At 37.6% G+C, this 22,774-nt stretch carries 22 protein-coding genes and 2 other annotated features; of the genes, 12 read left to right on the top strand and 10 right to left on the bottom strand.

What is annotated here, in order from left to right:
* Window positions 1-127 precede the first annotated feature (127 nt).
* The 7 genes from trpA to trpE are packed head-to-tail and all read right to left on the bottom strand — an operon-like array spanning window position 128 to window position 6,597.
* Window positions 128-901 carry a tryptophan synthase subunit alpha gene (gene trpA / locus D1839_RS01050; RefSeq protein WP_120378030.1) on the bottom strand — a complete coding sequence of 258 codons (774 nt, stop codon included), beginning with the start codon at window positions 899-901 and terminating at the stop codon, window positions 128-130.
* Window positions 879-2,099, bottom strand: coding sequence for a tryptophan synthase subunit beta (trpB, locus tag D1839_RS01055; RefSeq protein WP_120378031.1), 1,221 nt, complete (start codon window positions 2,097-2,099; stop codon window positions 879-881). The genes trpA and trpB overlap by 23 nt, the downstream gene beginning before the upstream one ends.
* Window positions 2,077-2,718, bottom strand: a complete 642-nt coding sequence (locus D1839_RS01060) for a phosphoribosylanthranilate isomerase (RefSeq protein WP_120378032.1) — start codon at window positions 2,716-2,718, stop codon at window positions 2,077-2,079. The genes trpB and D1839_RS01060 overlap by 23 nt, the downstream gene beginning before the upstream one ends.
* Complete coding sequence (trpC, locus tag D1839_RS01065; protein ID WP_120378033.1) at window positions 2,708-3,502, bottom strand: indole-3-glycerol phosphate synthase TrpC; 795 nt, start codon at window positions 3,500-3,502, stop codon at window positions 2,708-2,710. Before trpC ends, D1839_RS01060 begins: the two co-directional genes overlap by 11 nt.
* Window positions 3,503-4,528 (bottom strand): anthranilate phosphoribosyltransferase, encoded by a 1,026-nt coding sequence (gene trpD / locus D1839_RS01070; protein ID WP_120378034.1) that lies wholly within the window; start codon window positions 4,526-4,528, stop codon window positions 3,503-3,505.
* Between the two features lie 34 nt (window positions 4,529-4,562).
* Entirely contained in the window at window positions 4,563-5,210 is a 648-nt protein-coding gene (locus D1839_RS01075; RefSeq protein WP_120378035.1) for an anthranilate synthase component II, read from the bottom strand.
* Window positions 5,194-6,597, bottom strand: a complete 1,404-nt coding sequence (gene trpE, locus D1839_RS01080; protein ID WP_120378036.1) for an anthranilate synthase component I — start codon at window positions 6,595-6,597, stop codon at window positions 5,194-5,196. The genes D1839_RS01075 and trpE overlap by 17 nt, the downstream gene beginning before the upstream one ends.
* 136 nt (window positions 6,598-6,733) lie before the next feature.
* Window positions 6,734-7,011 (bottom strand) — a binding site (T-box leader).
* A 254-nt stretch (window positions 7,012-7,265) separates the two neighbouring features.
* Window positions 7,266-7,514: a binding site (T-box leader), on the bottom strand.
* Between the two features lie 1,263 nt (window positions 7,515-8,777).
* On the opposite strand from trpE, the gene D1839_RS01085 reads away from it, so the two are divergent.
* The 12 genes from D1839_RS01085 to pseI all read left to right on the top strand — a co-directional run bounded on the left by D1839_RS01085 (window position 8,778) and on the right by pseI (window position 21,389).
* Window positions 8,778-9,782: an SDR family NAD(P)-dependent oxidoreductase gene (locus D1839_RS01085; RefSeq protein ID WP_120378037.1), complete on the top strand. Its 1,005-nt coding sequence runs from the start codon at window positions 8,778-8,780 to the stop codon at window positions 9,780-9,782.
* A 27-nt stretch (window positions 9,783-9,809) separates the two neighbouring features.
* Window positions 9,810-11,345 (top strand): hypothetical protein, encoded by a 1,536-nt coding sequence (locus D1839_RS01090; RefSeq protein WP_120378038.1) that lies wholly within the window; start codon window positions 9,810-9,812, stop codon window positions 11,343-11,345.
* A gap of 52 nt (window positions 11,346-11,397) precedes the next feature.
* Window positions 11,398-12,285, top strand: coding sequence for an aldo/keto reductase (locus D1839_RS01095; RefSeq protein WP_158589578.1), 888 nt, complete (start codon window positions 11,398-11,400; stop codon window positions 12,283-12,285).
* 4 nt (window positions 12,286-12,289) lie between these two features.
* Window positions 12,290-13,186, top strand: a complete 897-nt coding sequence (locus D1839_RS01100; protein ID WP_120378040.1) for a Gfo/Idh/MocA family oxidoreductase — start codon at window positions 12,290-12,292, stop codon at window positions 13,184-13,186.
* A gap of 14 nt (window positions 13,187-13,200) precedes the next feature.
* The gene (locus D1839_RS01105) at window positions 13,201-13,908 is read left to right on the top strand and encodes an acylneuraminate cytidylyltransferase family protein (RefSeq protein WP_120378041.1); all 708 of its coding nucleotides are present in this window, start codon (window positions 13,201-13,203) and stop codon (window positions 13,906-13,908) included.
* Window positions 13,909-14,559: 651 nt separating this feature from the next.
* On the top strand, window positions 14,560-15,495 hold the full coding sequence (locus D1839_RS01110) for a Gfo/Idh/MocA family protein (RefSeq protein WP_120378042.1): 936 nt from the start codon (window positions 14,560-14,562) through the stop codon (window positions 15,493-15,495).
* Window positions 15,496-15,783: 288 nt separating this feature from the next.
* Entirely contained in the window at window positions 15,784-16,728 is a 945-nt protein-coding gene (locus D1839_RS01115) for a dTDP-glucose 4,6-dehydratase (RefSeq protein ID WP_120378043.1), read from the top strand.
* A gap of 16 nt (window positions 16,729-16,744) precedes the next feature.
* Window positions 16,745-17,947 carry a UDP-4-amino-4,6-dideoxy-N-acetyl-beta-L-altrosamine transaminase gene (gene pseC, locus D1839_RS01120; protein ID WP_120378044.1) on the top strand — a complete coding sequence of 401 codons (1,203 nt, stop codon included), beginning with the start codon at window positions 16,745-16,747 and terminating at the stop codon, window positions 17,945-17,947.
* Window positions 17,948-17,956: 9 nt separating this feature from the next.
* The gene (locus D1839_RS01125) at window positions 17,957-18,688 is read left to right on the top strand and encodes a cytidylyltransferase domain-containing protein (protein ID WP_120378045.1); all 732 of its coding nucleotides are present in this window, start codon (window positions 17,957-17,959) and stop codon (window positions 18,686-18,688) included.
* A gap of 14 nt (window positions 18,689-18,702) precedes the next feature.
* Window positions 18,703-19,791 (top strand): UDP-2,4-diacetamido-2,4,6-trideoxy-beta-L-altropyranose hydrolase, encoded by a 1,089-nt coding sequence (gene pseG / locus D1839_RS01130; RefSeq protein ID WP_158589579.1) that lies wholly within the window; start codon window positions 18,703-18,705, stop codon window positions 19,789-19,791.
* Between the two features lies 1 nt (window position 19,792).
* A complete protein-coding gene (pseH, locus tag D1839_RS01135) occupies window positions 19,793-20,365 on the top strand; it encodes a UDP-4-amino-4,6-dideoxy-N-acetyl-beta-L-altrosamine N-acetyltransferase (protein ID WP_120378047.1) in 573 nt (190 codons plus the stop codon).
* On the top strand, window positions 20,340-21,389 hold the full coding sequence (gene pseI / locus D1839_RS01140; protein ID WP_120378048.1) for a pseudaminic acid synthase: 1,050 nt from the start codon (window positions 20,340-20,342) through the stop codon (window positions 21,387-21,389). The genes pseH and pseI overlap by 26 nt, the downstream gene beginning before the upstream one ends.
* A gap of 360 nt (window positions 21,390-21,749) precedes the next feature.
* Here pseI and D1839_RS20665 read toward each other — a convergent pair whose 3' ends face one another.
* From D1839_RS20665 to D1839_RS01150, 3 genes are all read right to left on the bottom strand, one after another.
* Window positions 21,750-21,881, bottom strand: a complete 132-nt coding sequence (locus D1839_RS20665) for a hypothetical protein (protein ID WP_286164679.1) — start codon at window positions 21,879-21,881, stop codon at window positions 21,750-21,752.
* A 61-nt stretch (window positions 21,882-21,942) separates the two neighbouring features.
* Window positions 21,943-22,356 (bottom strand): M67 family metallopeptidase, encoded by a 414-nt coding sequence (locus D1839_RS01145; protein ID WP_120378049.1) that lies wholly within the window; start codon window positions 22,354-22,356, stop codon window positions 21,943-21,945.
* Window position 22,357: 1 nt separating this feature from the next.
* Window positions 22,358-22,774: hypothetical protein (locus D1839_RS01150; RefSeq protein ID WP_166554429.1), on the bottom strand; the 417-nt coding region annotated here is incomplete at its 5' end.

Genomic DNA, 22,774 nt, shown 5'->3' on the forward strand with positions numbered 1-22,774 from the left:
TTTTTAACCAGAACGTTCTTATAGTTGAAAAATATAAGGCCAAATGTAATCGCCGATCCTGGTGAATTAACCTACGATTAGAAACATAGATGGATATAAATCTCGATCTTTCTCCACCTGGAGGGAGTTATAAACTTTCGCCAATAAGCTTCTTTATTTCATCTGTTTGATGTTCGTTGAATAGCTCTACGATTTTGCTTCCAACAACAACGCCATCACAGCAGGAGGCTAACGCTTGTGCCTGTTCACTTGTGGATACACCAAAGCCAGCTAATACAGGGACATCACTTTGCTCCTTTAGCTTTTGTAAATAGGTGTTTACTTCGTTTTCATAAGATATTCTTGAGCCTGTTGTTCCTTTGACGGTAACTGCATACAGAAAGCCTTCCGATCTACGAATCAATGCATCGACTCTTTCTTTAGGACTGGTTAAGGCAACCAGACGAATACATGCAATATCATATTTTGTTAGCATATTTGTCAATAAATCTTCTTCTTCTAGAGGTAAATCGGGAACAATTACCCCATCAACACCAGCTTGAGAACAAGTTCTGGCGAATTTCTCCATGCCATAGGCGTAAACGGGATTTAAGTAAGTCATTACTATAATTGGGACTTGCCGCTTATCTTTAAATGAGGCAAGTGTGTCTAAAACAGCAGCCAATGTTGTATTTCGTTTAAGTGATCGTTTACCTGCATTTTGAATCGTTGACCCGTCAGCCACTGGATCGGAAAATGGAATGCCAACTTCGATTGCGGCAACTCCGCAATCCTGTAAAAAGAGAATACGTTCCTTTAGTTTATCCAGTCCGCCATCTCCAGCCATGATATAGGGGACAAACAAATTTTTATCCTTTGCTTGTAGTTGCTGTAAATAATCAGTGAGTTTTCGTTTTCCCATCTGCTTTCTCCTCCAGTATTTGCTTAATTTGTTCCACATCTTTATCACCGCGACCAGATAGACAGACAACAATGGATTGATGTTTATCCATTTCTTGTGCCAGCTTTTTCACATAGGCTATTGCATGCGCACTTTCAAGCGCTGGAATAATCCCTTCTGTTAGTGATAATTGTTGAAAAGCATGAATTGCTTCTATATCCGTTACAGCCGCATAATTTACGCGCTTGGTAGCATGTAAATGACTGTGCTCAGGTCCTACGCCGGGATAATCTAAACCGGCAGAAATAGAATATGCTTCTTGGATTTGTCCATGCTCATCTTGGAGCAGGTTTGTTAATGTCCCATGTAAAACACCAGGTTTCGGCTGATGAAATACAGATGCATGCTGATTTGTATTTAATCCAGCACCACCCGCTTCAATGCCATAAAGTTTCACTTGCGCTTCCTCAATAAAAGGATAGAACATTCCCATGGCATTACTGCCGCCCCCAACACACGCAACTACAGCATCTGGTAAATATCCATATTGTTTCAACATTTGTTGTTTCGTTTCATTACCAATGACAGCTTGAAAATCACGGACTATTTTTGGAAACGGATGTGGACCTACAACAGAACCAAGGATGTAATGCGTATCCTCAACATGAGTAACCCAATATCTTAAAGCTTCATTAACTGCATCCTTTAACGTTGCACTTCCATTCGATACGCTGCGAACCTCCGTTCCTAATAACTCCATGCGGAAGACGTTGAGCTTTTGTCTGCGTATATCTTCTGCACCCATAAAGACAACGCATTTTAAACCGAGCAGAGCACAAACGGTAGCTGTAGCTACACCATGCTGTCCAGCACCAGTTTCTGCTACAATTTTTCTTTTTCCCATTCGAAGTGCAAGGAATGCCTGCCCGATGGTATTGTTAATCTTATGGGCGCCTGTATGATTCAAATCTTCACGTTTTAAATAAATTTTCGGCCCCCCGAAAGCTTGTGTTAAGTTTTTGGCAAAGTAGAGCGGAGTTTCTCTGCCAACATAGTGATGTAAATAGCTGGTTATGTTTGTGATAAATTCAGGGTCTTTGACCGCCTGCTCATAGGCAGTTTCTAATTCTAATAGTGCAGGCATTAATGTTTCTGGTACAAATCTCCCTCCAAAATTTCCGAATTTTCCATTATGATCAGGCCCCGTATACGTTGTCATCGCTTTTATCCATTCCTTTCGCTTTTGTAATAAACTGAATTATTTTTTTCGGATCTTTTTCACCATTTGTTTCCACACCGCTTGATACATCCACTCCGAAAGGCTTTAACGTTTTAACCGCCAGTTTTACATTTGTCGGTGTAAGTCCTCCGGCAATGATTAACTTTTCTTGAGGAAAGCGATTCGTTTTTAGCCGGCCCCAATCAAAGGGAAGTCCGCTTCCACCAGCATATTGTTTTGTCGGACTATCAATTAATACATAATCGCAAGGATATGCCTCAAGGCTTATTTGCTCCAGCTTCTCTAGTTTATCAATGGAGTAAGCCTTAATGATCGGAACATTTACTTGAAAAGCTACACTAGCTGGCTCTTGCCCGTGTAATTGGATGTAATCAAGTGGTACTTGTGCTTTGATTGCATTCATTGTGTCTATTTTTTCATTTACAAACACGCCAACTACTTTTACAGAACTTGGAATTGTTTTAGCAATTAACCTCGCTTGTTCAGGGGTTACTGTCCGTTTGCTAGGTGCAAAGACAAAGCCAATTAGATCTGCTCCAGCTAACACAGCAGCTTTTGCAGCTTCTACAGACTGAATTCCACATATTTTAACGAACATGCAGCGGCCTCCTCTTTTGTTTGTTTACTTGTAATTGCTGGAATGTCTCGGGAATGTCTGTTGAACACATAAGCGTTTCTCCGACAAGCAAAGCCTCTGCCCCAGCATTGCTCGCTGTTATGGCATCCTCCATAGAGCGAATTCCGCTCTCGCTAAGGATTAAAATATCTTTATTTTTCACATGTTTTGCGAGTTTTTCAGTTGTTTGCATCGTAACCGTAAACGTTTTTAAATTACGGTTATTGATCCCGATAATTTCCGGATTTAATTCAAGTGCTGCCTCCAGTTCATACTGATCATGCACCTCACAAATAACTTCCAAATTATTTTCAATTGCATAATCATATAAATTCTGTAGCTGCTGTTTTGATAAAGCAGCTACAATTAATAGAATAATGGAAGCGCCGGCTGCTCTGGCTTGATCAATTTGAATTGGATGGATAATAAAGTCCTTACATAGCACAGGTAGATGTACCGCGTTTGCTACATCAGATAAATCTTGCATGGACCCTTTAAAGAAAGTCTTATCTGTAAGTACGGAAATGGCGGTAGCACCGCAAGCTTCATATTGTTTAGCTTGTTCTACAGGATTAACTTCTGTACAGATATCCCCTTTGGAAGGAGAAGCCCGTTTGATTTCTGCAATAATCTGTAAGTTTTTAGCTGCGGTTACACGGCTTTTAAAGGGAACTGGCTGCTGAGTCGTAATAAATGTCGGTTTTTCTTGTAAAAGAGATGCTACTTCCTGCTTCTTTTTAGCAATAATCGTTTCTAATATTGTCATTTAAACCACCTCATTTGTATATTTTTTGCTCATGGAGATTAAACCGTTTAGCTTTGCTAATGCCTTACCTGACAGAATACTTTCTCTTGCCATTTCAATTCCTGATTGAATCGTTGTAGCAGTACCGTGAGCATAAAGACCGATCCCCGCATTTAACAGAACCGTATCCATATAAGCGCCAGGTTCTCCTTTGAGTACGCTTCGAGTAATCAAGGCATTTTCTTTGGCATTTCCTCCTTTAATAGCCTTCAGCGGATAAACGGGTAAGCCTACTTCTTCAGGATGGAGTGTAAATGGAGTTAAATTTTCATTTTCGAGTAAAATAAAATGATTTTTCCCTGCAAGTGATGCTTCATCTATTCCGCCGGCTCCGGTAACAACAATTGCCCGTTTTCTTCCCATATTTTTTAAGGCTTGTGCAACAACTTCCAGTTTTTCCTTTTGATACACCCCAATAATTTGCGAGTCTAACTCCACAGGATTTGTTAATGGACCGATAATATTGAAGATAGTTGGCAAGCCAAGATCTTTTCGCACCTTTACAAACGGTTTTAAAGCATGGTGTACATGTGGAGCAAATAGAAAGGCAATATTATTTTCAGCTAACGCTTCTTCGATTTGTTCTTTGGTAAAAAATAAAGAAATCCCTAAGCGTTCTAAAACATCGGCACTACCTGTTTTACTTGAAACACGGCGATTTCCGTGTTTTGCAACAGTCACCCCACAACCAGCGATAACAAAAGCGGATGTCGTACTAATATTAAAACTTCCTGACATATCACCCCCAGTTCCACAGGTATCAAGAACGGATTTTTCTGGTTTGATCTGAAAGGATGATTGAGAACGAATCATTTCGACAAATCCGCTGACCTCATCAGCAGTTTCCCCTTTTGCTTGTAAAGCAGTTAATAGTGCAGCAATTTGTGATTCCGTAACGGTTTTATTAAGGCAGGAAAAGGCAGCATCTTTCATTTCATCAGCAGTTAAATTTTTCCCTTGGATTAACTTCTTCAAATAAACGTTCATACTTAATCTCCTCTCTTTTTGGAAATGTAGCTTTCTATTTTTTAGGGGAAAATTCCCCGTCATATGGAGTGAAGCTAGCCTTCACTCGAGTATGGTAGGAAATTTTCCTAGTAGTTACATCATCCGCAAAATTACGAATCATTTTTTTTCCGACGGTTGTACCTACTGATTCTGGATGAAATTGCAGACCATACACCGGATAAATTTGGTGTTGAATAGCCATTATTTCATGATCATCCATAGATGTTGCCATAATCTCCAACTGTGGCGGGCAAGAAGCTGGTTCGATCGTGTAGGAGTGATAACGCATGACTTTAAGCGGTTGTGATAAATATTGAAAAATCCCAAGTCCTTTGTGAGTTACGAACGATGTTTTACCATGCATAATTTGCTTTGCCTGTCGTAATTTTCCGCCCAGTGCTTCACCAATAATTTGATGGCCTAAACAAATACCAAGAATAGGCAACGTTGTATAAAAGGTTTTAACGATATCAAGGCAAGCACCGGATTGCTGTGGCAGCCCTGGTCCTGGAGAAATAATAATGGCTTCTGGACAGAGCTCGTTGACCTCGTTAACAGAAATGCGATTATTGCGGACTACATGTACATCATAGCCGGTTTCCGCAACATATTGATAAATGTTAAAGGTGAAAGAATCAAAATTATCAATCAATAAAATCATTGGTTCGCACCTCCGTAAGCGACTTTGCTTTGAATAATGTTTCTTCATATTCCTTTTCCGGATCGGAATCAAAGACAACTCCAGCCCCTGTTTGTAAATACGCATGGTCTTCTTTAATGACGAGTGATCGGATCAGAAGGGCGATACTAATGTCATGATTATAATTAATAAAACCTATCCCTCCCCCATATACCCCCCGTTCAAAGTCTTCCAAATCATTAATAATTTGCATTGCTCTTATTTTTGGTGCCCCAGAAACCGTTCCTGCGGGAAGACAGGAACGGAGTGCGTCAAATGGGGTTCTGTCATTTCTTAACCTGCCTTGCACTTTAGATACAATGTGCATAACATGTTCGTATTTTTCGATCGCCATGTATGTGGGGATAGTGATACTGCCAATTTCGCAAACTCTCCCAAGATCATTTCTGCTTAAGTCAACTAACATTCGATGTTCGGCAATTTCCTTTGGATCATTTAACAGCTCCTTCATCCTCTCCTCATCTTCATCTCTTGTTTTACCGCGTGGTCTAGTACCGGCAATGGGATTGGTTATAACCGACTTTCCGTTTGTCTGAATGAGGCTTTCTGGTGAAGTACCAAGTAAGCAATAATCGAAAAAATCGATATAAAACATATAAGGGGACGGATTTACTTTTCGCAATTGGCGATAAAACGAGAATGGATCCGTATTTAAATGTGCTTTCATCCGCTGTGAAAGAACAACTTGAAATATTTCCCCTTGATCAATAAATTTTTTTGCCTGCTTTACTTTTTCGATGAATCTATCTTTTTCTATTTCTGGTTGAAAGCGTAAATTCGTTGTTGATTGTTTCAAGGGACGTTGCTTTAATAATTGCTCTTTGAGATCGCTTAATTGCTTATCCAAATCGCTGTCTTCGTTATCAGGCAAACATATTGCTATAAGGTAGACCGTCTCCGTAGTATGATCGAAAACAATGAGATTTTGGACTAACATAAAGTGAAAGTCAGGCATAGCTAAATCATTCGTTAATCTCTCGCCGATGTATTCCATAGAACGAATAGCATCATAGCTTATATAGCCGACCGCACCACCGTAAAAGGGGACTGGTAAATCAAGATTGATTTTTGGGAGCTCTTGCTCCAAATAAGACAGTGCATGCTGCTTCATAGCGGTCGTTTTATTTGTTCGATAATTAAATACTGTTGTCTGTTCTCCAATGCCAATTACCTCCTCATAAGGATCACAGCCAATAAAGGAATACGTTCCTTTCGTTTCATGTTCAAACGTGTTTTCCAATAGAAATTTCTTCTTTGCGGTTAAGCGCATATAAATTTGAATTGGTGTTAACGTATCAGCGTTTAACTTTAACAATCGATATGGAGCTTTTTTAAACGAATGTTTCATTTTTTCACTCCTTTTTTTGGATTGGTGTAGAGTAATTGAATAGGGTTTTATTGATTTTAACGTTGGTTGATAACTTTATATGGATGGAACTAGCCCAGACAATAAAAAAACCTCTAATAACACATGATTCATGTTATTAGAGGACGATAGATGACCGCGGTGCCACCTCTTTTAAAAAGCATATCGCTTTTCATCTTTTCAGATACGGGAATTTAGAAAAGTAACAAAAATGATATCACCTTTTCATTCCGATATCCTATCCGTATAACGGCGGAACTCCGTGCTTCCCTACTATATAGTTCAGGAAGCCTCTTGTAAGTCCATTCAGCTTGATTCCACGTACTAGCATCCCACCATCACTAGTTCTCTAAAAACGCTTCATTCAAGCTTACTCCTCTTACGCATCGATTTTTTTAATTTAAGTTTAAAAAACTAGAAGTAACAGCTTTTTCAAAAAATGACCTACCATGTATAAATCTATTCTTGCATAAAAACTGGAAGCGCCTTGATCATCCCCGACCAAGCAGCCTCACAAGAAGGCTGATCGCTTGGTAGAAGGAGTGAAGCTACCTCCAGGGGCGAGCGCTGGAGCTGTATGGATAAATGCAATACAAAAATGATTATCCTATCCACCAGGTTTCTAGACAATTAAAAAGGTCCCTCGTCACGAAAAGGACGGGGGACCGTGGTACCACCTTTATTAACTGCAATGCAGTTCACTCTGGCAATAGCAAAAAGAAGTAACATTTGCTATTTGTCTCAGGTAACGATGAGACGAATTCGCCAAAGCCTACTACAAAATGGTTCGGTTTGGAAGTTCGGAAGTCCATTCATCTAATGCTATCACACTGATTTTCACCTGCCATCAGCTCTCTAAAGTGTAACGCTAGATTACTACTCTTCGTCATTACTTAAATATTTTAATTTGTTGAAACAATGGTAATAGAGATTTATGAAAAAGTCAACCCTTTTTTTTATTTTTTTACGCCGTCAATAGCCTGCTCAAATAAATAGCGTAATCATCAAAACAGGGGAACACAAAACGGATGGCGCTTTAATTATGTTATGGATAGGCAGTGATTTATGTCGCTTCAAGGTGAAAAAAGCTAATGAGTTTTTCTTTGCACTATAGGAAAGTATAAGATTTTTTTGGTTTATAGTATAAGAAAAACAAAGGCTTCCCCGTAAGACTTGGCGACATACCAAGTTTTTCTAATTATTCTTCATGTTTTGCAAGGCTTTTGGATCTCTTATATAAAACATTTCCTCATTATCAATAGTCCACAATGTACAAGGGCTACAATTCCTCTGTTAATTGCCTACCTTTTCTGTTCGTGCCACTTCTAATCAAAAATATATATAGATTTAAAAGATAAAAAATGTGAAAAATAACTAGGTGTCTTTATATACCTTGAATAATGCAAAATATCTTTGCTTTTACTACATAGGCGTGGACTTGAAATGTAAAGCAAAAATGGTAGTTTGAAGCTCCACCATGAACTCTTGAATGCCAAACTTTTAAATAACTCTGTCCTCCTTTGGAACTATTCTCAACAACCCTTTATTTTTATCCGTTGTTCTAAAAAAGATCCGTTATATTTACAAAAGTGGTTTTTGAATTTGCAGATGTTTTTAATAGTTAGCCCATCTGCAATGGCAATTGCTATTCCAAATCCAATAAATGATAAAACAATTATTTTTTAAAATAAATGTCGTTCATGCTGTTTTTTGCTTGAAAGATAAGAAAAGAATAAAAATTGTTGCCTTTGGGCATACAGACTTAACGGAATAGCTACATCCGGCGCATGCGTCCAGCAACTAGGAGACTTCACGAAGGCGCCTTCCGATAAGTCATCATTGGTTTCGTGGTTAAGAGGAAGGCCGCCTTAGAGCGGGCTTGGTGTCAGGCGTCGGCATACTCCTGTTGCAGGAGCATGATTCCTAAAACTTTCGTTGCTTCGTTCCAGTTGCTACGTTGCTAACCGGGCGCTTGCGCCTTTGTTCGTGATGGGGGTCTAATGACGATAAGTAACGAGTGGTAAAACAATAATATGGAAAATGTTTTCGTTCATAGGTCATTGTCGTTAACTGAAAACTGTTTAGAAAATATACATATATAGAAATGTGAAAAACCTACAGGATTAATTTGGTATATGGATATTAGAAAGAGGGATTCTAATATGTTTTTTAGAGATAAACAAGTATTGGTTATTGGAGGAACCGGGACGATTGGAAGGCGTATTGTTCAATCGGTGCTCATTGAGAATCCACGCATGATTAAAGTATTAAGTCGGGATGAATATAAGCAATACCAGATGCAACATGAGATGGAAAATAAAGATAATTTACGCTTTATGATTGGTGATGTCCGTGATTACGATCGTTTAGTTGCTGCAATGCAAGATATCGACTATGTATTTCATTTAGCATCCATGAAGCATGTTAGTTTATGTGAAGCCAATCCGTTTGAAGCAGTACAATCAAATGTTCAAGGAACGAATAATGTAATTAAAGCAGCACTTGCGCAAAACGTAAAAAAGGTCGTTTTTACTAGTACGGATAAAGCTATTGCGCCTACAAACGCATATGGAGCAACCAAATTAATCGCTGAAAGATTGTTCGCTTCTGTAGAGCAGAGCGGAAAAAAGGGAACTACCGTATTTTCTTGCGTCCGATTTGGAAATGTTATGGGCTCAAGAGGATCAGTGATCCCTCTTTTTAAGGAGCAAATTGAAAAAAATAAGCGGGTACAAATTACCGACAGAGAAATGACACGTTTTATGATGACATTGAGTCAAGCAGCAAATCTAACGATACAGGCTTTAAAAGAAGCAAAAGGTGGAGAGATTTTTGTTTTAAAAATGCCGGTTGTGAAACTAGCTGATCTGGTAACTATTTTAATTGAGGAGACATGTAAAAAGTTGAAGATAGCAAAAGATGCGGTGACTGTAGATATAGTTGGGTCAAGGTCAGGAGAGAAAATGTATGAGGAACTAATGACGGAGGACGAATCGAAACAGGCCTTCGAGCTATCCGATATGTATATGATACCTGGGAAATTTTCCAATGTTAATAAATACAAAAACGCAAAAAAGGCAATAGTGGACACATATAGCTCTCAACTACAACAGCCAATAACGTTGGAACAGCTACGAGCATTATTAATCAAAGAAGGATTAGTTTAGAAAGCATTGAGAACGAAGGAGGGTATTATGAATACGTATATACACAATTATTGGTCTTTATATCTTGACTTTCTTAATGACTTTAAAGCGTTAACGTACCAAGGCATTTCTATTCCATATCTGTGCTCGTATCATACGTTAGTTCATTCCAAAGAAACGATGAGAAATGAATTATACAGTAAAAAATTTAGTGATCATTTAACTAGCAAGATTACAGAACGAAAAGAGATTCAAGATGTATTTAGTCAATTCTTACAAGAGCATAAAAAGCCAATAATTAACCCTAAGCAAGGAAAAGTAGCGCTTATTATGGATAAGTTACTTCGTTTTCCAAATGTAGTGTTATCTCAATATTTTAATTCAGGAAATACAGTAATTATTAATCCCGGTAGTAATAAGGTTCCTCATTCTAGGGTAATCTCCAAAGCTGGAAAAAGAAAGGCAAGAGCAGTAACGAACACAATAAGCATTAAAAAGTTTACTAGGAGTCCATCGGTTAAACCAACATTAATGCATAAATCCACGTTCATTAATTTAGCTGATTATAAACCAGAGATACAAACATCCGTTGCTCAATTACAAGGTAAGGCTAAAAAAATAGTTAACACCTTTAAAAATCATCCGTTATATAGTAGCGCTTTGTTTCAACAAAAATTGCTACAACAAATAGAAGAAGTTATTCTTCGGATCGAACAGTCGCAACGAGTTTTAAACGATGTCAATCTTTCTTGTATCATCGTTTCCTCTACGCAGGCTACCGTAAATCGTATTTTTGCAGTCGTCGCTTCTCAAAAAGGGATACCATCTATTTGCATGCAGCATGGGATCATTTCCAGTGAGTTTGGCTATATGCCGAAGATAGCAGAAATAGATGCTGTTTATGGTTATTTTGAAAAAGATTGGTATGTAAACTTAGGTGCGCCTACGGATTCTGTTGAAATTATTGGTCATCCAAGATTTGATCTTAAACTTTCTAGCAGTATGACACGGGAAAGCTTTGCAGCTAAGTTAGGCTTGGATAACCGTAAAAAAGCACTTTTAGTTATTGTTCGAGAAAATTACGATATAGAAAAATGGAAAGAACTTGTTCAAACGATATTAAAATCTAATAAATTGAACGTTTTAGTGAGGGATTATCCAACCAAAGAAACAAACATATTACTGCAAGAATTTCCATCATTATACTCTACAAAAAACTTCCAACTGTATGACATTTTAACTAATGTTGATGCTGTTGTTGCCTATCCCTCGACGGTTGGATTGGAAGCAATGTTAATAGATAAGCCCGTCTTTATTTTAAATCAGAAATTTGCAGAAACCGATATAATTACAGAAAGATCAATTGTTCATATGCCTGATTACTCTGGATATTTTGATTCACTTGGGGAAATGGTTCAACAGGATCCAGGAAAACTTGGAAAATTAATCATTAAATATATGTCTGATTCAGCGGCGGTTCATGCGACCAAAAAGAAAAGAGAAGAATTTCTTTCCTATGTTTATCCGCAATCGAAACCTTCAGCAGAAAGACTGAAAGATTTAATCAATCGGCTTACTCATTAGTAACACATGAATGAAAAAGGGGGAGACATCTTTTCCGTGGAGGTGTTTATCCATGATAAATGATATATCAAACATCATTCTAGGTACTGCTCAATTTGGGATGGACTACGGTATTACAAATAGAAAAGGGCGGGTGGCAGAAAAGGAAGCGACAGAAATTTTAGCGTATTGTAAACGATTTAATATTCAGACGATTGATGCGGCAGCTAATTATGGAAAAGCTGAGAAAATACTAGGCAGATTAGCTGCTAAAGATCATTTTGCTATTTATTCAAAAACACTTCCTTTACATGTTGCTACCATTACCCGTCAAGAACTGGAAAGTGTTGAAACCGCTTTTTTTCGCTCTTTAGGGAATTTAAAAGCAAGTCACGTAGAGGGAGTGTACGTGCATCATGCTAATGATCTGCTTGTTAAGGACAGTGATAAATTGTATCATTTAATGCTAGCTTGGAAACAAGCAGGATTAACTAAAAAAATTGGTGTTTCCATTTATGATCAAATTCAGTTACAGTCTATTATTGCTAATTATGATATAGATGTCATTCAACTCCCCCTCAATATTTATGATCAACGGCTACTAACCTCTGGCGCACTCGATGAGCTGAAAAAAAGAAACATTGAGATACATGCTAGGTCGATTTTTCTTCAAGGTCTTCTACTGTCGGAAGCTGAACAATTACCTAGCGCATTTAGCTCCCTTATTCCTAGACAACGAAAGCTAGAATTATTTTTTAATGCGCATCAATTAACGAAGCTGGAAGGCGCCTTACAGTTTATTGTTCAAATAAAACAACTTGATGCCATGTTAGTGGGTGTAGACAGTATCAACCATATGAAAGAAATTATCCATGCCTTTTACAATCAGAAAAAAATATATATCGATTTTCAAGTTTTTCAAATAGATGATGTTAATATAATTGATCCAAGGAGGTGGTAGGAACATGGTGAAGTTGGGGATCATTGGTATGAGTGAAGGGAATGGTCATCCCTATTCATGGTCAGCAATATGTAATGGTTATAATCCTACGTATATGAAGGATTGCCCTTTTCTTGCCATCCCCGATTATTTGCGTCAAAAAAAATTCCCTCAAGATACAATTAAGGATGCCGCAGTTACTCATATTTGGACACAGGATAGCCAATTATCGCAACATATTGCTATTGCTTCCAATATAAAAAATATTGTTATGAATCCTGAAGATATGATTGGTGAGGTCGATGCAATTCTATTAGCGCGGGATGACTATGAGCAGCACTTAACTCACAGCGAACCGTTTATTCAGGCAGGTATGCCTATCTATATTGATAAACCAATTGCGGTAAAAGTGGCAGATGCCTTATCCATTCTCCATAAAGAGAGAGGCAAGGGACAGATATTTTCATGTACCCCTTTACGCTATGCAAAAGAATTTTCTGTGACAAGAGAGCAGCTGGAAAGCTTGGGAGAAATAAAAAGCATTCAAGCCACCATCATGAAATCATGGGATAAGTACGCTATTCACGTACTTGAGCCTATATTAAATATCATTGGTTTTCAGCAAAAAATAAAAAACGTAAAAAAAGTAGCAAGTAATGGTGCGGTACACGTTATGTATCTTACAGAAGAAGAAATGACGATAAATATTACTGTTATAGAAGCAGCAACTTATTTACCATTTAAGATTACCTTTTTTGGAACCAATGATCTGCTGGAACTGGAAGTAGTAGATATATTTAATGCTTTTAAAGCTTCTTTGGAAACATTTATTCGGGTTGTTCAAAATGTAGAGCAATCCATTCCTTCTAAAGAGATAATAAAAACGGTTGAGTTCATTGAGGCAGGTTTAAACATTTATTGAGGCTGGTGTGTTTTATGAAAAATGAATCAATCTGTGTTATTCCGGCTAGAGGTGGTTCTAAACGAATCCCCAATAAAAATGTTATTGACTTAAACGGAAAACCGATGATTGCTTACACCATTGAAGCAGCCAAAGCATCCAGACTATTTAAACGAATCATTGTAAGTACAGATGATAGAGAAATAGCCAATATTTCCAAGCGTTACGGTGCTGAAGTTCCATTTTTAAGAAAATCTTATCATGATGATCATTCCCCTGTTAGTTTGGCAACTTTATATACGTTGGAACAAGCAGAAGAATATTACGAGGAGCGATATGATCATCTCATTCAATTGTTACCATCATGCCCATTTCGAGATAGTGATGTCATTGTTCAAGCATACCAACATTTTATAAACACACAGAATAAACTGCAAATCAGTGTTTTTAAATTTGGTTGGATGAATCCTTGGTGGGCTTTAAAAATAGAAGAAAACGGAGAACCGACACCGTTTTTTACTGAAGCGGTAAAAGCTAGATCTCAGGATCTCATTGATTTATACTGTCCTACTGGAGCCGTTTGGATTGCTAATATACCGGATCTTAAAAAGGAAAAAACGTTTTATGGGAGCGGTTATCGAGTTTATGAAATAAATTGGATGAAAGCAATTGATATTGATACAGAAGAGGATTTGAATATGGCGAAGGCGTTGCTTCAGGTAAAGAATCAATTTCAAGAGTAGCATTGTATAAGAATAGCACTTTACGTAATGAAGACTTGTGGTATGTAAGCTTCCGCGCGAGTCAAATTTTTTAAGAGATAAGAAAAAATTTTGGCATTGGGATAACGATATAACAGAATAGCCACGTCCGGTTTAAGCGCCCAGCAACTAGGCCACTTCACGAATCGACCTACGATAAGTCATCATCGGTTCGTGGTTAGGAGGAAGGCCGACTAAAAAACGGGCTTGCCGCCCGAAGTCGGCATACTCCTGTTTTAGTAGCATGATTCCTAAAACTTTAGTTGCTTCGTTCCAGTCGCTACGGTGCTAACCGGGCGCTCTGCGCCTTTCTTCCACTATAGGAAAGTATAAGATTTTTATGGTTTATAGTATAAGAAAAACAAAGGCTCCCGCCATAAGACTTGGCGATAAGCCAAATTTTTCTAATTATTTCTCATTATTTTGTTGATAAATTTACCAAACTGATACTCCATTATAGATGCTTTTTTGAATCTGCAGCATAGCATAAGAAGAAAAAATGCATCAATTTTAAACGACGCTCAAAAAGGCAAACGTAGAACGTCAACATTTTAGTGCTGAAATTTAATAACATAAAAAATACTTATTATTCAAATTTTTTAACGGGTGGGCGTTTAAGAGAGGGGAGACACAATGAAAATATGCTTTATAGGATTAGGTTCTATTGGAAAAATGCATTTAATTAATTTAACAAAAATAATGAGACAACTACAGGAGGATATGGAAGTACATGCATTTAGAAATACCAATAGACGGTTGGATGCTAATGTAGAACAGCTTATTGATAAAGAGATCTATTTGGAAGAAAATTTGCATGATGATTATGATATTGCATTTATTACCAATCCAACATTTCTTCATTTTCATAGTATTAAATTAATGGCAACGAAAGCGAATCATCTGTTTATAGAAAAGCCGATTTTTGAAGATTGTCATTATCGGATAGAGGAACTGGGACTAACGGAAAATGGCGTGTATCATGTAGCAGCACCACTTCGGTTTACAAAAGTAATTGAAAAATTAATCGAACTTTTAGCAGGCGAAAAAATTTACAGTATAAGAGCTATTTGTTCCAGTTACTTACCTGAATGGCGCCCAAGGTCAGATTATCGAAAGAGCTATAGTGCTAAACAGTCTGAAGGAGGGGGAGTGGCTCTTGATTTAATCCATGAGTGGGACTACTTGACCTATTTATTTGGCTTTCCAAAGGAAGTATATTATCTAAGTGGTAAATATTCGCATTTAGACATCGATAGTGATGATTTATCGGTGTATCTAGCCGTATATCCGGATAAACTATTGGAGCTCCACTTGGATTATTTTGGCAAATACAAGCAGCGGAAGATCGAAGTCATTACAAAAGAGAGAAGAATTGTTGGCGATTTTTTACATCATGCAATCACATGGAGTAATGGAAAAAAACACGTTCAAATAGATGGTTTAAAAAACGATATGTACGTGGCAGAAATGGAATATTTTTTAAAGAACGTATGGACGAATAACACATCAGGAAATAATGTGGATTACGCATATGAAGTGTTAAAGCTTGCCTTAGGTGGTGAAAAATAGCAGGTCTAACCCACGGCATAAGGAACAATTATTTTTTACTCTTTGGTGAAAACTAGTCGGATAAGAAATAATCTAGTTGCAAGTAAATGTCCGATTTTGTTCAGAGGTCTATAGACCAGTTACAACAATTCATAGCCATGAAAATCCGACTGCTTCCTTTTTCTGTTTTCAGTTTATTAGTAAAAATATCTTAACAGCTTGTTTAGGCACATGTTTTGTTTGTCTGATGAATATATATGGAAGACAGAAAGGGAGTGGCTGTAAACAATAGAAGAGAGGAGAATTTTCTTGAATGTTTTAGTTACTGGTGGAGTTGGTTTTATAGGCAGGTGGGTCGTTGATTACTTGTTAAGGGATGGACACAACGTATGGATTTTAGATGATCTATCCAATGGAAAAACAGTTAACATTCAACGAATGCTGAGAGATAAAGGAAAAATGGTGCACTTTATAAAAGGAGATATAAAAGATTTACGTATCGTTCATCATTTATTTGCTAATTCATTCGATATTTGCTTTCACTTAGCTGCAAGTATTAATGTACAGGACAGCATTGACAGACCGCGGGTTACGTTTGAAAATGATGTGATTGGAACCTTTAATATTTTGGAACTATGCAAGAAAAACCAGGTTAAATTTGTGTTTATGAGTACATGTATGGTGTATGAGCAAGCATGGAATGAGGAAGGTATTCGTGAAACGAACCCAGTGAAACCTGCCTCTCCATATGCAGGGTCAAAGTTAGCTGCAGAAAATATGGTTCTATCTTATCATTATGCATATGGATTACCAGCAACGATTCTTCGACCATTCAACACTTATGGTCCATATCAGAAAACAGGCGGTGAGGGGGGAGTAGTTGCTATTTTTTTAAAGAATAAATTAGCAGGGAGACCACTCAAAATTTATGGGGATGGAACACAAACACGTGATTTACTTTATGTAGAGGATTGCGCCAGGTTTGTAGTAGAAGCTGGGTATTCAGACAAAGTGAATGGAGAAATCATTCATGCGGGGTCAGGTAAGGACATTTCGATCCATGATCTAGCTAACCTCATGGTGGATGAATCACAAATAAAACATGTTCCACATATCCATCCGCAAAGTGAAGTCCCTAAGCTGTTATGTGATTATAGTAAAGCGAAAGAAATATTAAATTGGAAGCCTAACTACACATTGGAGGAAGGGATAACCAAGACGGAAGAATGGATGAAGTCTACTACATTAATGTAAAGGAATGGAAAACATCATGCCTGACAACAAGAAACTGGCAATTCATGGAGGGAAGCCAGTACGAGATGTTTATTTACCTTATGGAAAACAATGGATCGATGATGATGATATAAAGGCAGTTAAAAATGCATTAAACCAGGATTTAATTACAACCGGACCAACGATAGCACAGTTTGAAAATACGATTAAAGATTTCGTTGGTGCAACGTATGCAGTTGCTTTTGCAAACGGGACAGCCGCTTTGCACGCTGCTTGTTATGCAGCTGGGATTAAGGAAAATGATGAAGTGATTACAACCCCGCTAACCTTTGCGGCAAGTGCCAATACTATTTTATACGTTGGCGGGAAACCTGTATTTGCCGATATTGACCCAAAAACATACAACATCTCTTCTGAATCTATCAAACGCTTGATTAACGAAAGAACAAAAGCAATTATAACCGTTGACTTTACCGGACAACCAGTTCAATATGAAAAAATTTTATCCTTGGCAGAGGATTATGGCATTGCCGTAATTGCTGATGCTGCTCATGCTTTAGGGGCTCGGTATAAAAAGGACTATGTTGGATCAATTGCAGATATGACGATGTTTAGTTTTCATCCCGTCAAGCATATTACCACTGGAGAAGGTGGCATCATTACGACTGACGATGAAGATTATGATCGACAACTACGACTATTTAGAAGTCATGGAATCACTCGTGAACCAAGGATGCTTCGTAAACTTGAGGGGGCGTGGTATTATGAAATGCAAGATTTGGGTTATAACTATCGAATGACTGATCTGCAGGCAGCTCTTGGATTAAGTCAATGTAACAAATTAAAAACGTTCTTAACAAGAAGAAGACAGATTGCCGAAAAATATAATGTCAGTTTTAAGGAAATAGCGGAGATTACGATCCCGTTTCAGCAGCAGGGCTGTTATTCCAGCTGGCATTTATATATTATCCGACTACATTTAGAAAAATTAAAAGTGGATCGTAATACGATATTTGATGCTTTAAAAGCGGAAAATATTGGTGTGAACGTTCATTATATTCCAGTTTATTTACATCCGTATTACCAGCAATTGGGATATAAAAAAGGTTTGTGCCTACAAGCCGAGCAATTTTATCATGATTGTATAACACTTCCGTTATTTCCGAAAATGTCAGATCAAGATGTGGATGATGTTGTAGCTGGCGTGAAAAAAGTTATTTCTTATTATGCTAATCATTGAGGTGACAGGATGAAGGTAGTAGCTATTATTCAAGCACGAACGGGTGCTTCTAGGCTACCTGGGAAGGTTCTTAAAGAAGTGTTGGGAAAGCCTTTATTAGCTTACCAACTGGAGCGTGTTCGGAACTGTTCTAACATAGACCAAATATTAGTAGCCACAACGAAGCAGAAGGCAGATGACAGAATTGTCTCTCTTTGTGAAGAAATGGACATCTATCCTTACAGAGGTTCTGAGTCCGATGTATTAGGTCGGTATTATGAGGCTGCCAATCATATGCAAGCAGATATCATTGTCAGACTCACTGCCGATTGCCCACTAATTGACCCGTCACAAGTTGATTATGTTATACAAAACTACTTTCCTAATCAACATTCGCTTCAATATGTTTCTAATACGTTAAAACGAACTTTTCCTCGAGGAATGGACACAGAGGTATTTTCTTTTGCAGCCTTGAAAGAAACACATGTTATGGCGAAGTCTACCGTAGACAGAGAACATGTAACGAGGTATATGGTGAACCACCCGGAAACATTTACATTAAAGAATGTTACCTACCACGAAGATCAAAGTCAGCACCGATGGACAGTTGATACGATAGAGGATTTTTGGTTAATAAAACGAATCATTGAAACGCTTTATCCGAAAAAGCCTCATTTTAATTTAGAGGATATATTGCACCTATTTGCTCAGTTTCCAGATTGGAGGTTCATAAATAGCCATATTCACCAAAAATATGAATGAAAAGTGGGAAGGTCATGAATGTTGTGATCAGAACAGATGCATCAATAAATATAGGAAGCGGTCATGTAAGGCGCTGTCTAGTACTGGCGGAAGATTTGCGGCAAAAAAATGTTAATGTAATTTTTGTCTGTCGACCATTATCAGGTGATTTAATCGACTTTATTAAAAATCAATCTTTTCCTGTCATTTCCTTAACTCCGTTTATAAGTACAGATTCTGAGCGCTCGAACGAAATGAATTATGAGTACTGGCTAACTGTAAATTGGCGTATCGATGTCCTTGAAACGATGCAAGCAGTTCAATTTCTATCATCGATTAATTGGCTAATCATTGATCATTACAATATTGATTATCAGTGGGAACAAGCGATAAAACCATTTGTTGAAAAAATAATGGTAATTGATGATTTAGCAAATCGAGCACATGATTGTGATCTATTATTAGATCACAATCTAGTAAAAGAAGCAGATAAAAGATATGTAAAACTAGTTCCTGAACATACGAAGCTATTATTAGGAACAAAATACCTATTACTGCGACAAGAATTTAGAGACTTCAACGAGCAAATAAATAGAACCGGTTTTATAAAGCGGATAATGATCTCATTTGGTGGGAGTGATCCTACCAACGAAACATTAAAAGCAATCTATGCCGTTCATATGCTACACGATAACGATATCATAGCAGATGTAGTTATCGGCGCCTCAACTAGAAGCTATTCATTGATTAAACAAATGTGTCAAGCACATTCTAATTTAATATTTCACTATAACATCCAGAATATATCCCGCTTGATGGCAGAGGCTGATTTAGCAGTTGGCGCAGGGGGGAGCTCGACGTGGGAAAGATGTTTTTTTGGTTTACCAACGATCACTATCGAAACCGCTAATAACCAATCTGAGATTTTGCAATATTTAGCTGAGCTGGGTGCTGTACATCACTTAGGTGTCAGTAAAAAAGTAACTGTTGAAACGATTGCACAAGCTTTACAATGGTTAATATCTTCTCGTCATGAGGTGAAAAAGATGGGGACAAGAGCGTGCTCTACCATGAAAAACTACCAACATGGTTTAGTTGCTGAGCAATTATGTAAAGGAGAGTAGGATGACTAATATCCATCATTTTCAACTAAGACCCTTATGTCAGGGCGATTTGCAAACCGTACTAAAGTGGCGTAATTCAGACAGAGTCAAAGCGTTTATGTATACAGATCATACCATTACTTGGGAAGAACATTGCCGTTGGTATAAAGACATAGCAAACGATCCCTATCGAAAAGTATTTATCCTGGATTATAAGAAGGATCGGTTAGGTCTTGTTCAATTTTCAAATATTGATAAAGGAAATTCCCGTTGTTATTGGGGTTTTTATATTGGGGAAGCACAAGCACCTAAAGGTGCAGGAACAATAATGGCGATATTAGCGTTAGATAAAATATTCAATAATGTTGGCATGAGGAAAGTATGCTCAGAAATTATTCATACGAATAGTGTGAGTATCCGTTATCATGAAAAATTAGGATTTGTACCAGAGGGAAGATTGCTAAATCATATTCGAAAGGATGATCGTTACTTTGATGTCATTGTAATGGCCTTGTTTTTAGATAAATGGAAGCAGGTGAGAGTTAGTCTTATGAAAAAGGAGGAGAAGAGTGAAAGAAATTGTAATCGGAAATAAACATGTCGGTCGAGCCCATCCCCCCTTGATTATTGCTGAAATGTCAGGAAACCATAATCAATCTTTAGACCGAGCGTTAGAAATGGTTGACATGGCGGCTCGAGGTGGAGCAGATGCGATAAAGATACAAACATATACCGCAGATACGATGACGATAAATAAATCAGGCAGTGAATTTACCATTCGCGATGAAAAAAGTATTTGGAAAGATAAAACATTATATGAACTATATGAGGAAGCACATACACCATGGGATTGGCACCAGCCGATTTTTGAACGGTGCCGTCAATTAGGGGTACTTGGATTCAGCTCACCATTTGATGAAACCGCCGTGGATTTCTTAGAGGACTTGCATGTCCCTTGTTATAAAATTGCTTCTTTTGAAAGTGTTGATTTACCATTAATTCGCAAGGTAGCCCAAACGAAAAAACCAATGATTATTTCCACAGGCTTATGTGCGGCAGGCGAGATAGAAGAGGCTGTAAATACTGCAAGAAAAGAAGGTTGTGAAGATATTATCCTGCTTAAATGTACGAGTACGTATCCAGCATCTCCAGTGAATAGTAATCTAAACACTATTCCTCATATGCGGGATCTATTTCAATGCCAGGTCGGCTTGTCAGATCATACTATGGGAAATGGTGTAGCAGTAGCAAGCATTGCTTTAGGAGCTGTCACTATTGAAAAACATGTTACCTTATCACGGACAGATGGGGGAGTAGATGCGAGTTTTTCGCTAGAGCCTTATGAGTTAGAAGCCTTGGTAGTGGAGACAAAACGGGCATGGGAATCCCTTGGCAAGATACATTATGGATATACGGATGCTGAAGAAGCTTCCTTAAAGTTTCGACGGTCACTGTATATAACAAAAGATATGAAAGCAGGTGATGTGATTACAAAAGAGAATTTAAAAGTCATCCGTCCCGGTTATGGACTGCCGCCAAAATATTATGATATCTTGATCGGAAAAACAGTAAAACGTACTATTCCAAGTGGAACCCCAGTCGCCTGGGATATTATTTAGCGAGGACAATTGAATCTACCAAAGTTCTTTAATAATGAAAAGGCGACTTGAAAGTCTAGCAACAGGATAAAGTGGCTTTTTAAATAATTACCATGATCGAACCCTATAATGGAATTCATTTGTGCCGTAAGTTTTTCCTTTGCTAATTTAAAAAGGATTTCTTACGGCACTGTTACTGTGTCAAATAGACTTGATAAAGCACCATTACATGCTTTTAAACTCTTAGAAGCCAAGTGATAAAAAGGAATGTTACTAACCTATAGGCGAAAATTAGATTTCTATACTAGGGAATAACAGTGTGAAATTGCTTTTGCTGTTTTTCTTACGCAAAGAAAAACCCCCATGTATGGAAGTTTTACTTTACCACTCTTTTCCGCAGCACCCGCCTTTTTTAAAAGGTATTTTTTTAATGGAAGAAGATTTCAGAACAATTGGTTTCGTTTCTTTAGGATAGTTCGTAGTAGTTGATTTTTTAATTTCTTTTGCTTTCAAAAGTACCAACTCCTTAAGTTTTATACTATATTATAGTTAATTTATTTAGCTATGGTTGCGGCTATTGTAATGGTTCTATATAGAAAAGGCATTCTTCATAATTATTTTTATAAATTTGGTAGCATTTTGCTAAAGGCGGTGTACTTTTATAGGAAATGATAACCATTTTTACATGTTCAGTTGGATGATGAATCAGATCGTACCGTGAAGGTATTGGTGACGTTGTAGGATGAGTGTGATATATTGCGAGAACTTCTTCATTGCGCTGACGAATTTTTTCAATGACTTCTCCCACTTTGGCTTTGCTTACAAAGAACCGCCTGTCGGACAGCTGTTCGTTTTCCAACCGCCAAATGGATTTGGTATGCATGTTATTTCCGGCCAATAACCCACAAGATTCGAATGGTATACCTTGTTCTCCATGCTCAATCATTTTCTTGTGGATCGATTGAGGAATAATGAGTTCCTTTTCCATCTTAGTTCTTTCGGAAAAAGGAGAAAAAGGGAGTCAATTCGGATTTTTTCTTTGGCTCGTTTTGCTGCTGTGCAGCCTTTTGGGAGATTTTTGTTTTATGGCTGCCTGATTTGGTGTTTTTTTCCAAGGTTTTTTCTCCTACCTGTATGCTTTTTTCTGGTTGCTTATCTATGGCTTGATTTGCCTCTTTTTCTATTTTGGTTGCATTTCCTTCTCCACCTTTATAGTTTTGATCTTTAACATTCGTTTGCTGTGGTTCAGCATTTAAATTTTGGTTGTTAGCTGTTGCATGGGTTTGCTGTGGTTCAGCATTTAAATTTTGGTTGTTAGCTGTTGCATTCGTTTGCTGTGGTTCAGCATTTAAATTTTGGTTGTTAGCTGTTACATGGGTTTGCTGTGGTTCAGCATTTAAATTTTG

This window comes from Roseburia sp. 1XD42-34 (assembly GCF_009917385.1).
Taxonomy (GTDB): Bacteria; Bacillota; Bacilli; order Bacillales; family Amphibacillaceae; genus Virgibacillus.

What these genes read in the sequence shown, in the direction of transcription:
- D1839_RS01090 (WP_120378038.1), top strand. Translation starts at nt 9,810, where the DNA reads ATGAATACGTATATACACAATTATTGGTCTTTATATCTTGACTTTCTT.
- D1839_RS01075 (WP_120378035.1), bottom strand. Translation starts at nt 5,210, where the DNA reads ATGATTTTATTGATTGATAATTTTGATTCTTTCACCTTTAACATTTAT.
- trpC (WP_120378033.1), bottom strand. Translation starts at nt 3,502, where the DNA reads ATGACAATATTAGAAACGATTATTGCTAAAAAGAAGCAGGAAGTAGCA.
- D1839_RS01060 (WP_120378032.1), bottom strand. Translation starts at nt 2,718, where the DNA reads ATGTTCGTTAAAATATGTGGAATTCAGTCTGTAGAAGCTGCAAAAGCT.
- trpE (WP_120378036.1), bottom strand. Translation starts at nt 6,597, where the DNA reads ATGAAACATTCGTTTAAAAAAGCTCCATATCGATTGTTAAAGTTAAAC.
- D1839_RS01100 (WP_120378040.1), top strand. Translation starts at nt 12,290, where the DNA reads ATGGTGAAGTTGGGGATCATTGGTATGAGTGAAGGGAATGGTCATCCC.
- D1839_RS01105 (WP_120378041.1), top strand. Translation starts at nt 13,201, where the DNA reads ATGAAAAATGAATCAATCTGTGTTATTCCGGCTAGAGGTGGTTCTAAA.
- D1839_RS01085 (WP_120378037.1), top strand. Translation starts at nt 8,778, where the DNA reads ATGTTTTTTAGAGATAAACAAGTATTGGTTATTGGAGGAACCGGGACG.
- trpD (WP_120378034.1), bottom strand. Translation starts at nt 4,528, where the DNA reads ATGAACGTTTATTTGAAGAAGTTAATCCAAGGGAAAAATTTAACTGCT.
- pseG (WP_158589579.1), top strand. Translation starts at nt 18,703, where the DNA reads ATGAATGTTGTGATCAGAACAGATGCATCAATAAATATAGGAAGCGGT.
- pseC (WP_120378044.1), top strand. Translation starts at nt 16,745, where the DNA reads ATGCCTGACAACAAGAAACTGGCAATTCATGGAGGGAAGCCAGTACGA.
- D1839_RS01110 (WP_120378042.1), top strand. Translation starts at nt 14,560, where the DNA reads ATGAAAATATGCTTTATAGGATTAGGTTCTATTGGAAAAATGCATTTA.
- trpA (WP_120378030.1), bottom strand. Translation starts at nt 901, where the DNA reads ATGGGAAAACGAAAACTCACTGATTATTTACAGCAACTACAAGCAAAG.
- D1839_RS01125 (WP_120378045.1), top strand. Translation starts at nt 17,957, where the DNA reads ATGAAGGTAGTAGCTATTATTCAAGCACGAACGGGTGCTTCTAGGCTA.
- trpB (WP_120378031.1), bottom strand. Translation starts at nt 2,099, where the DNA reads ATGACAACGTATACGGGGCCTGATCATAATGGAAAATTCGGAAATTTT.
- D1839_RS01145 (WP_120378049.1), bottom strand. Translation starts at nt 22,356, where the DNA reads ATGGAAAAGGAACTCATTATTCCTCAATCGATCCACAAGAAAATGATT.
- pseH (WP_120378047.1), top strand. Translation starts at nt 19,793, where the DNA reads ATGACTAATATCCATCATTTTCAACTAAGACCCTTATGTCAGGGCGAT.
- D1839_RS01095 (WP_158589578.1), top strand. Translation starts at nt 11,398, where the DNA reads ATGATAAATGATATATCAAACATCATTCTAGGTACTGCTCAATTTGGG.